This is a genomic window from uncultured Nitrospira sp. (assembly GCA_902500695.1).
Taxonomy (GTDB): domain Bacteria; phylum Nitrospirota; class Nitrospiria; order Nitrospirales; family UBA8639; genus Nitrospira_E.
Genome location: CABVRQ010000058.1, coordinates 14,261 through 24,155 on the forward strand (window position 1 = coordinate 14,261; position 9,895 = coordinate 24,155).

Annotated in this window: 9 protein-coding genes and 1 rRNA gene; 7 read left to right on the top strand and 3 right to left on the bottom strand. The window is 48.0% G+C overall.

The annotated features are described in order from the left end of the window. Positions 1 to 611, top strand: a 611-nt coding sequence (locus AAH187_RS13865) for a PCP reductase family protein (RefSeq protein WP_342349058.1), incomplete at its 5' end; no start/stop codon positions are given. 91 nt (positions 612 to 702) lie between these two features. Here the strand turns inward: AAH187_RS13865 and AAH187_RS13870 are convergent. Beyond that, positions 703 to 1,518 carry an SPFH domain-containing protein gene (locus AAH187_RS13870; protein ID WP_342349059.1) on the bottom strand — a complete coding sequence of 272 codons (816 nt, stop codon included), beginning with the start codon at positions 1,516 to 1,518 and terminating at the stop codon, positions 703 to 705. Positions 1,519 to 1,882: 364 nt separating this feature from the next. Between AAH187_RS13870 and AAH187_RS13875 the strand changes: the two genes are divergently transcribed. Continuing rightward, a complete protein-coding gene (locus AAH187_RS13875; protein ID WP_342349060.1) occupies positions 1,883 to 2,008 on the top strand; it encodes a PCP reductase family protein in 126 nt (41 codons plus the stop codon). 746 nt (positions 2,009 to 2,754) lie between these two features. Further along, positions 2,755 to 3,246 carry a hypothetical protein gene (locus AAH187_RS13880; protein ID WP_342349061.1) on the top strand — a complete coding sequence of 164 codons (492 nt, stop codon included), beginning with the start codon at positions 2,755 to 2,757 and terminating at the stop codon, positions 3,244 to 3,246. Positions 3,247 to 3,685: 439 nt separating this feature from the next. Here AAH187_RS13880 and AAH187_RS13885 read toward each other — a convergent pair whose 3' ends face one another. Together AAH187_RS13885 and AAH187_RS13890 are read right to left on the bottom strand one after the other, a co-directional pair. Beyond that, positions 3,686 to 4,300 (bottom strand): nucleoside triphosphate pyrophosphatase, encoded by a 615-nt coding sequence (locus AAH187_RS13885; RefSeq protein ID WP_342349062.1) that lies wholly within the window; start codon positions 4,298 to 4,300, stop codon positions 3,686 to 3,688. Positions 4,301 to 4,335: 35 nt separating this feature from the next. Continuing rightward, a complete protein-coding gene (locus tag AAH187_RS13890; protein WP_342349063.1) occupies positions 4,336 to 5,502 on the bottom strand; it encodes a tRNA-dihydrouridine synthase in 1,167 nt (388 codons plus the stop codon). A gap of 183 nt (positions 5,503 to 5,685) precedes the next feature. Between AAH187_RS13890 and AAH187_RS13895 the strand changes: the two genes are divergently transcribed. The 4 genes from AAH187_RS13895 to AAH187_RS13910 form a co-directional block, all read left to right on the top strand. Beyond that, a complete protein-coding gene (locus AAH187_RS13895) occupies positions 5,686 to 6,774 on the top strand; it encodes a TIGR00730 family Rossman fold protein (RefSeq protein ID WP_342349064.1) in 1,089 nt (362 codons plus the stop codon). 70 nt (positions 6,775 to 6,844) lie between these two features. Then, positions 6,845 to 7,717: a DHHA1 domain-containing protein gene (locus AAH187_RS13900; RefSeq protein ID WP_342349065.1), complete on the top strand. Its 873-nt coding sequence runs from the start codon at positions 6,845 to 6,847 to the stop codon at positions 7,715 to 7,717. Between the two features lie 39 nt (positions 7,718 to 7,756). Further along, positions 7,757 to 8,473 carry a rhomboid family intramembrane serine protease gene (locus tag AAH187_RS13905; protein ID WP_342349066.1) on the top strand — a complete coding sequence of 239 codons (717 nt, stop codon included), beginning with the start codon at positions 7,757 to 7,759 and terminating at the stop codon, positions 8,471 to 8,473. Between the two features lie 603 nt (positions 8,474 to 9,076). After that, positions 9,077 to 9,895, top strand: a 16S ribosomal RNA gene (locus tag AAH187_RS13910); the annotation flags it as partial.

Sequence of the window (9,895 nt, forward strand, 5' to 3'; positions counted from 1 at the left end):
GTGGGAGAACGGAAGCGCCCAAACCGTTAGAAATGACTCGTGGAGGGTTAGAGGATAACGTTTCGGCGGGCATAGGGCAGATGGCCGCCTATTTGAACGATAAAATTCAAGGTGGCCAACCTGCTGCGGCTCCTGCGACTCCAACCGCCCCGGCAGCTCCGGCTAGTGCCGGTGCACCAGGCACCACCTCTGAGGGCGGCGGATGTCCCTTCTCGGCCATGGTTGCCCAAATGGGTTTGGGATCGACGGGTACCACAGGAACCCAAGCCCCTCCGGCCGGGGATCAATTGGTCTGGTCCCCGGATGCCCAGGAGAAACTGGCCAAACTGCCATCCTTTGTTCAGCCGATGGTGAAGAGCAGCGTGGAAACCTTTGCCCGGAAGAGCGGTTTTACGACCGTGACGCTTCAGGTGATGGACGATTCCAAGAATGCCTCAACGGAAGGGATAAAGTGGACACCGGAAGCGCAGCAACGATTGGATAACATTCCCGACTTTATACGACCTATGGCGCGGCGGGAGATCGAACGCCTGGTCAAAGAGCGTGGTCAGTCGGAAATTACGGCAGAGGTGATGGAAGAGGCCAAAGAAAAGTTTATGAAGTTTATGTAGTCTAAAAAGGCCATAGCCTTTTCAAAAGCCGGCGACTCTTGAAGAAGAGCCGCCGGTTTTTTTGTAAGAGTCCGGCTTTAATAAGGGTTTATTAATTTGGTTTTCCGACTGTGAGCGCGGGAGTGAGGGCACCATCCATTATGAAAGTGCAGTTGGCGGTAGGTTGTGAGCAGACTGCTCGCTGCATATTGATTCTTTCGAGTTGAATGAATTGGGGGGGCGTCAGGGACATGACTTCTCGGTAGGCATTATCAGCCTTTGCTCGGCTGACTTCTGCGGCCAAGCGTTGGTCTTCAGCCATTTTACGCTCATGCTCGGTGAGTTGGCGTTGTTGTTGTGTTGCGGTCTCAATCCGTTGATGTTTAATAGAATCTGGAGGATTGGCTTTCCCAATCGTGATTTGGATCAAGGTCAGGGGCAAATCGGCCTGCTGAAAATAGGCTGTCATTTCCCCGGTGACTTCCAGATCAACCGCGTCAACGGCATTTGTATTAATGGCCATTTCGTTCATGCCATGTTTGCGAACAGCTTGGCGGACTCGATTGCTCAATTCTGCCTCGATATTGGTCTCATACCAATTGGGGCCAAAACTTTTTATCAGTTTCACGGAATCGGTCACTTTGAGACGAATGATTGCATCAAAATCAAGGGGGACACCATCCTGACTCATAAAATCGTCCAAATGAAGGCTAAATTGGAGCGGGCGTATGTCGACATACACCACGTCGGTGGTGAAGGCGATCAGAGAGCGGCCAGTTCGAATGGGCTCAGAAATGACTCCTCCATGTCCCAAGAACCACGGTTTTTCAATGAGGACCGCTTCTGTGCCGGCATCTGGAGCAGCCCAGCCGCAGCTGGTGAGGGTGAGGGTAAAGAGAAACCAGAGAGGGGAACGTTTCCAGAACATGTGAACTCCTAATGAGTGGGAAGAGTGGGCGCCTTGCTGGTTTAATCGGCAAAATGAAGTGTTTTATAAAGGAAATATGCGGGATTATGTGGGTTGGTGAGGAAAGAGCCATTCTGGATATTTCTGAGTAGCGAGAGGAAAAGAAGTTGGGAGATAGGAGCGATTGCGAGAAATCAATAAGGTCATCCCATGGATGAAGAGTGGGGGGGGATGTGGGCTAATAGATGTGGACACTTGTTTAGGAGATACTCTTCAACACAAGTGTGGTTAACAAAACGGAATTTTCGGCTATTGTGGCGCAGATGGGATTGGGGTCTTCCGAGGCTGCCGGGACAGCTTGCTAGCAGGTGAGTCATTGCTCTGGATGCCCGAAGCGCAACAACGGTTGGATAACATTCACGACTTAATTCGCTCAATGGCCCGCCGGGAAATTGAGCGTTTGGTTAAGGAGCGGGGTCAATCGGAAATTACGGCTGAAGTTGTGGAATAGGCCAAAGAAAATTTTATGTAAGACGAAATTAGATATTCATGATCCCAAGGCGGCTCTTACAAAAAAGCCGCCATTTTTGTGAATTCTTCTAGACTCTTTTTCCCTATCCCTAAAACAATTGCGTCATTCTCGACACCTTTTATCGGGAATCAATTTTTTTTAAGCAGGGTTTCGCCCCCGCGCGACGAGTCACTTTTGTTTTGGCAAAAGTGACCAAAACCATCTCCGCCCGGGCGCGTCCCCTTCGGGGTTCCTTCCCCCCTGAGCCAAATCAGCATGGCTGCGCAACTCGCTCCGCTCAAGCAAGCGCAGCCAGATTAGTCCAATTTGGCTCTGCGGGAAAGCCGCACCCGAAGGCGGTGCAATGAAGGCTATGCACGACTAGTGAAAATAACGGTAAAGCGGGCAATTTTCGGTTACGAAGGAAAGGAAAAATGTAGCCGAATACAGTATTCTATTAGCTGGATGCATCTCACCTCTTGTTCAATCTCTAGTGACTTTGACCTAATGGGAGGAAAACTGCTTCTGCGAAAGATGTATGCCTACGGATATACACACCAGCATTACCCTAAAATTAAAAAACTGAGATTTTAAATTTGGAAACAATCTTACATAACCGTCGAATATTTATAATTACATTTTTGAGTGTTTTTCTATTTTGGAGCAGTTCATTCCTACCTCGATTCGCTCCATCATTATTCTCCCCCGAGATTAAGCTCCTATATTTCTTCAGCATTCCCGCCATAATGCTGATAATTTTATTATTTGGATTCATCTCACTAATCCGCCTTGTAATTGCAAAGGGTAGAAATAATCTTCCCAGCAAATTTTCAATCGTTGGTGTTTCCCTCCTTTTAAGTTTCATAATATTGACACCTCTCATATTTGCGGTGCACCGATATATCCCTCGTGCCTTGCCAACTGGTTCTGACACGAAAATATTTGATTCAGCTATTTGGAAATCCGAGTCATCAACAGATTGGAATGGGGGAATAACCGTAAGAGAAAAAATGCTCAAAGAGGTTATTGAAAAGATCTTGCCAGGAAAAAGCAGACAGGACATAGAAAACGCCTTAGGCCCGTCACTCGAAACTCCTTATTTTAGTAGTCTTGACAAAGACCTTATTTACTATTTAGGGCCTGAAAGGGACGGGTTGTTTAATATTGATTCGGAGTGGCTTTTAATTTGGATAGACGAGGAGGGTAATTTTAAGAGGTATATGATTGCAAATGATTGAAAATGGTAAAAATGGTGCCTGGCCGCGTAGACGGTCTAAAAATCGTCTCCGTTGGTCAGGCGCGAAGTTGTCCAAAAATGTAAAAGATTACCCTCTTCTGTTACATGGGGCCAAAGATTCTCCCCCCATTTTTTCCTTACCAGTTCCCACGCGATTCAAGTGTCCCTTTATTCCAGGTAAAATTTTTGAATATTTGAGAGCCGATTCATTTTGAGAGATAGATTGAACTAATGATCCTCTTAACCCGCCTTGGGCGCCGCTTTGCTGCGGAACCAAATTCGACTTCTCTGGCTGCGCCTGTTCGAGCAGAGCGAGTTGCGCATCCATAAAATTTGGTTTTTGGCAAAGTCACCCCGGAGGCGCCGCGCACGGGCGAGAATGGTTTTGGGTCCTTTTGCCGAAACAAAAGGACCTCGTCGGCGAGGGCGAAACCCTGCAATTAAAAATCTTTCCAATTGGCATATGGCTTTAACTGGTAAATTTCTTCTACGGGATTGGGCAAAACAATTCCGTGTTCCTCTAATGCCTTAGCTGTGCGCCAGAGAGGAAGCCCGACAATTGTGGGATAATCCCCTTCAATTTTATCGATGAGCTGTGCACCCTTCCCTTGAATCGAATAGCTTCCAGCTTTTCCTAAGCTTTCTTCTGTGACCAAATAAGATGTGAGAGTCGTCTCGTCAAAGGGCTTGAACCAGACCAGTGCGGTTTCCACGAAATCGATGGATACGCGGGTGGCCTGGTGAAGGACGGCCACGCCGGTATGAACTTGGTGACACTGACCTCGAAGGTGCCGAAGCATTGATTCGGCCTCCTGCATATTCCCCGGTTTTCCTAAAAGGCGTCCTTCGATTTCGATCACGGTATCGCTGCCAATTACCAGGTCTTCTGGATATTGGTTAGCCACAGATTGTGCTTTATCCCTCGCAAACTGGCGGGTTTGCTCGATGGGTGGCAAGTGGAGTGAGAGCTTTTCCTCGCAAGTTGGAGGGATAATGCGAAAGGGTAATCCCAATAATCCGAGTAATTCCCGGCGACGGGGCGAAGTTGAAGCCAATACTATTTGCATGACTTAACTGGAATGAAGATGACTTAAGCGGGCGTGGACGTTAATGCAGGGCTTTCAACCATGGTATGGGCGTTAAGGTAGGCATGAAGAATGTCTATGACGTCCTGGCTTCCGTTCGTCCTGACCATTTGGGCGCGCATAGCGGCTGCATGGGGAAAACTGGAGCAGTACCATCCCAGGTGCTTGCGCATGCGCACGAAGCGTTCGTGCCCATGAATGGCTTCGAAATACCGCGCATGGCTGATCATCGCCTGAAATTTTTCATCCAAACTCGGCTCTAAAGCCATGAGTTTCAGGGGTGATCCCGTAGAGAGAGCATTCCGAACTTGGGATATGCCTTGAAAGATCCAGGGATTTCCCAGTGCTCCCCGGCCTATTAACACTCCATTGGCACCGGATTCTTGAATGCGCGTCTTGGCTTCCTGAAGGGTCTGAATGTCTCCATTGCCGAGCACTCCGATTCCATGTTTCCGGATACGTTGAGCGGCCAAGGCGATGGCTTCCCAGTCTGATTGGCCACGATACATTTGGGCCAGGGTTCGTCCATGAATGGCAATGACTTCCGGCCGACCTTGGATCAGGCAATCGCTCCATTCGTCGATAATATTGCTGTCGTAGCCCAAACGAGTTTTGACTGAGAGTGGAATGGGTGATCGTTTCTTGCCTTGAGTGAGCTCAGGGTGCTCGGCTTTGAGTTGGGCAATGGCCTGAAGGGCACTGGCTTTTAGCCCAAGCTCTAATAGGGATTGGCCGTCGGCCCAATCCTGAATGCCTTTCCGAGCCCTATCCATCAACTCCAGAGCCAGGTTCGGGGTGCGAATCAACCCGGCGCCACTTCCAGAAGATGCCACGTTTTTCGAGGGGCAGCCCATGTTGATGTCCAGGCCGTCAAAGCCCAATTCACAGACCACGTGGGCGGCTTGGTAAAATAAGGCAGGATCTTTTCCATAGATCTGAGCGATGACAGGCCGTTCTGCTATTGAATAGCGAAGACTGTCCAATGCCTTGAGTCGTCCGGAGCAAATATCATGGACATTGGTAAATTCAGTAAAGACCACATCAGGCTTTCCATGTATTGCCACCATGTGGCGAAAGGCTGAGTCAGTGACGCCATCCATCGGGGCCAGCCCAATGATTGGTTGAGGGAGGGTTCGCCATAGTGTGGAGCCGGTATGAGGGGAGTGAGTCATGAGATCTGCGAATGAAAGCGTGTGCTTGAGTTCGGAGGTTGTTTTACCGAAAACGTCTAGGTATTCCTTTAAATCTTACACCTATATTCCTGATACAGCCGATTGTCCATTGACGTGAAGATTCTGGAAAAGCCCAGTTGGCCCCTACGTATTTTTCGCGTTGATGAATGTGGAGGATAATGAATGTCATTACGTAAAAATGCAGTTTTGGAAATGCCATCTGGTGTGAACCATTGCGCAAAAGTAAATGTGTTGGAAGAGGAGATTGTACGCGAAATCAAATCTCTTTGGACAGGACCTGACACTGATGTGCGAACGGCCTTAGTAAAAGAAATGGTCGGAAGTGTGGTCAGGCTTCGTGATTTGGATACGGATGTCATAGATGTCAAGATTCTTCACCGAGCTTTAAAAGAGCTTCGCTACGCCTTCCGGGTATTCCGGCAATATCGTGAGGTGAAAAAAGTCAGTATTTTTGGTTCTGCCCGGATCCCAGGGGATGATCCCAACTATAAGCTGGCGTCACAATTTGGGAAACTCCTCAGTCAACGTGGCTTTATGGTGATCACGGGGGGCGGGCCAGGGATTATGCTAGCCGGGAATGAAGGAGCTGGTCGGGAGAATAGTTTTGGTGTGAATATTATGCTGCCCTTTGAGCAAGCCCCGAATGCGATGGTTGCGGATGATAAAAAGCTTGTACATCTCAAGTATTTTTTTACGCGAAAGTTGTTGCTGGTGAAGGAAAGCCACGCCGTCGCCCTTTTTCCTGGAGGATTTGGGACGTTGGACGAAGCGTTTGAGGTGTTAACGCTGATTCAAACCGGGAAAACGCACCCGATTCCCATCGTGTGCATTGAGTCCCCTGGTGGCGATTACTGGAAACGAATGATGGAGTTTTTGGAGCAGCAACTTTTGTCCCGTGGGTTTATTCATCGATCCGATTTGGCGCTCTTCAAAGTCGTGTATTCGGCAGAGGAAGCGGTTGAGGAAATTCAGCAGTTTTTCCGGGTGTATCATTCTTTACGGATTGTGAGGGATACAATGGTTATCCGAATTCATCAACACCTCTCGCAGGCGGAGATGACTCAGTTGAACCACGAATTTTCTGACCTCTTGACCGATGGGCAGTTTCAGCAAGTTGAGGCGTTGCCCGAGGAGAGGGATGAACCCCACCTTTCTCACTTGTCGCGTCTGGTGTTACATTTCAATTGGAAAGAGTTAGGACGTCTTCGGCACTGCATTGATTGGCTCAATGCGCGAGCAGTAGCCATATAGTTATTTTGGGAAGTGTCCTGAGGGTTTGTCCGGATTTATTAAAACTGATAAGCTCAGCGCGAGGGGCGTGATGATGATGACAAAATTTGATGAACTACCCGACCAGAATCCACCGGACGTGGTGTTGTATCACGCCGATTGCATGGATGGATTTGGTGCAGCGTGGGCTCTCTGGAAACGGTTTCCACAGGCTCGCTATGTGGCGGTCAAGCATGGGAATCCCCCTCCGGATGGTTTGCAAAACCAGCATGTGGTGATGGTTGATTTTAGTTATCACCGCGAAACCATATTGGAGTTGGCGGATCAAGTGGCCAGTCTGTATATTTTAGATCATCACATTACCGCTCAGGATTCTCTGAAAGATTTACCTTTTGCGTATTTCGATATGAATCGGAGTGGCGCGGTCCTGGCATGGGAGTGGGCTCACACCCAACCGGTTCCCTGGCTCCTGCAATATGTGCAGGATAAGGATTTATGGCTGTGGCAACTTCCCGGTAGTCGGGAAATTAGTGCGGCGTTGGCCTCATACCCGTTTGGATTTGAACGGTGGGAATCTCTTCAATTTGAAACATTAAAAGTTGAGGGAACAGGTATTTTGCGATCCGAAAAGGCATTGGTTGAAAAGATGGCAAATGAAGTGACCATGCTGTCGTTCGAAGGGCATATGGTTCCCGCTGTTCACTCAGCTGTTTTAACGAGCCAAATAGGTGAGCATCTTTCCGATAGGCATCCATTTTGTCTCATTTGGCATCAAAAAGATGGCCGCCGGTATTTTTCTCTTCGGTCAAAAGCCGGAGGAATTTCCGTGGCTGATATTGCCGCAAAATATGGCGGAGGCGGACACACCCATGCTGCTGGTTTCTCGATCTCTTTAGACGGTGATTCTCAGGATTTTCTTAACCCCGTTTTGGGTCTGCCTGATTTTTCTCCTGCCTCTGCTTAGTTCTGACTATTCAAATAGAAGCTTCTTGAGGGCGAATCCATGATTCCACTTCGGGATGACAATCCTACTGAAATTACGCCTGTGGTGACGGTGGCGTTAATTGCCTCCTGTATCCTGGTATTCCTATATGAAATCTCTCTTTCGATGCCAGGCAATGAAACATTTGTCTATATGTACGGGGCAATTCCAGCAGTCGTGTTGGGGCATGCTCAATTACCACCCGACCTGGTGATTCTGCCTGCCTATGGAACGCTTCTCTCAAGCATGTTTCTCCATGGAGGCTGGATGCATTTAATAGGGAATATGCTCTATCTGTGGATTTTTGGAAATAATATCGAAGATGTGATGGGCCATACAAAGTTTGTTTTGTTCTATTTAATTTGCGGGGTATTGGCTGCCTTGAGCCATGCCTTAATTGATCCCGAATCAACGATACCAATGGTTGGTGCTAGCGGGGCGATTTCAGGGATTTTAGGTGCGTACTTATTACTGTATCCTCATGCGCGAGTGTTGGTTTTGGTGCCTTATGGATTTATCGGCACCTTTAATGTTCCAGCGGTGATGGTATTAGGTTTATGGTTCTTCATGCAGGTCTTAAGTGGCGGCATGAGTCTTGGAAATCAAGGGGGCGGGGTCGCTTTCTTTGCACACATCGGGGGATTTCTTGCTGGCCTGATATTGATTGGATTTTTTAAGCATTCTCACGTCAGATTTTTTAACCCACCTCATTCTTCCAGTTCTTCCGGCTCTTGGTAATGCAGTAGGCTCATTAACCTGGATATTAAAAATGAGTGGATTCTCGTGTAGCAGATTGAAATTTTCTCTCTTATTTTGAGCCTATTCCTGACCTAATTTAAAACTGTTGGGTGCTTAAAGGTCTAAAGCTTTCCTAATGTTGATAAAGGGTTTGAAGTTATCTTTTTCTTTCCTCCAAAGAATTTTCATCAGATAACCTTTAATATTTTTATCAATCTATGTCTGTACTGCACAAAACATAATGGAATGCCGGGTCTTTCCCCAATCTTTTTCAAAATCTTTCATTTGCAAGAAGATGGCAGTCGTGGGTAATAAGTTGTTTCATCCCAGAAGGAATTGATTAAAACTGCCAAAGTATTATTTGGAGGATTTGAGAAAATTCATTAGGTTAGAAAAGGAAAAAATGAAATACATAAACTGGATTTTTTATGAGAAAACCGACCATTTGGAAAATAAAAATAAAATATAGAAGAAAGTGTTTGACAGTCTGCCTCCTTCACCCTATAATCACGCTTCGCCTTGAGAATTTGATCTTTGAAAATTGAATAGCTGTAAAAACAGTGGAACAAGTGTATTGGAATGGCGGCCCTTGAAAATGGAATTTCTTTTGAGAGTTTGATCCTGGCTCAGAACGAACGCTGGCGGCGCGCCTAACACATGCAAGTCGAACGAGAATCCGGGGCAACCCGGTAGTAAAGTGGCAAACGGGTGAGGAATACATGGGTAACCTACCCTTGAGAAGGGAATAACCCGCCGAAAGGTGAGCTAATACCCTATACGCTATCATTTTTTCGAAAAGGATAGGAAAGGCAGGTCGAGGACTTGTTACTCAAGGAGGGGCTCATGTCCTATCAGCTTGTTGGTGGGGTAACGGCCTACCAAGGCTACGACGGGTAGCTGGTCTGAGAGGATGATCAGCCACACTGGCACTGAGATACGGGCCAGACTCCTACGGGAGGCAGCAGTGAGGAATATTGCGCAATGGGCGAAAGCCTGACGCAGCGACGCCGCGTGGGGGATGAAGGTCTTCGGATTGTAAACCCCTTTCGGCAGGGAAGATGGAACGGGTAACCGTTCGGACGGTACCTGCAGAAGCAGCCACGGCTAACTTCGTGCCAGCAGCCGCGGTAATACGAAGGTGGCAAGCGTTGTTCGGATTTACTGGGCGTAAAGAGCACGTAGGCGGTTGGGAAAGCCTCTTGGGAAATCTCCCGGCTTAACCGGGAAAGGTCGAGAGGAACTATTCAGCTAGAGGACGGGAGAGGAGCGCGGAATTCCCGGTGTAGCGGTGAAATGCGTAGATATCGGGAAGAAGGCCGGTGGCGAAGGCGGCGCTCTGGAACGTACCTGACGCTGAGGTGCGAAAGCGTGGGGAGCAAACAGGATTAGATACCCTGGTAGTCCACGCCCTAAACGATGGGT

Coding starts and splice junctions, on each gene's coding strand:
- AAH187_RS13880 (WP_342349061.1), top strand. CDS start 2,755: ATGCTGATAATTTTATTATTTGGATTCATCTCACTAATCCGCCTTGTA.
- AAH187_RS13870 (WP_342349059.1), bottom strand. CDS start 1,518: ATGTTCTGGAAACGTTCCCCTCTCTGGTTTCTCTTTACCCTCACCCTC.
- AAH187_RS13890 (WP_342349063.1), bottom strand. CDS start 5,502: ATGACTCACTCCCCTCATACCGGCTCCACACTATGGCGAACCCTCCCT.
- AAH187_RS13875 (WP_342349060.1), top strand. CDS start 1,883: ATGCCCGAAGCGCAACAACGGTTGGATAACATTCACGACTTAATTCGC.
- AAH187_RS13900 (WP_342349065.1), top strand. CDS start 6,845: ATGATGATGACAAAATTTGATGAACTACCCGACCAGAATCCACCGGAC.
- AAH187_RS13905 (WP_342349066.1), top strand. CDS start 7,757: ATGATTCCACTTCGGGATGACAATCCTACTGAAATTACGCCTGTGGTG.
- AAH187_RS13895 (WP_342349064.1), top strand. CDS start 5,686: ATGTCATTACGTAAAAATGCAGTTTTGGAAATGCCATCTGGTGTGAAC.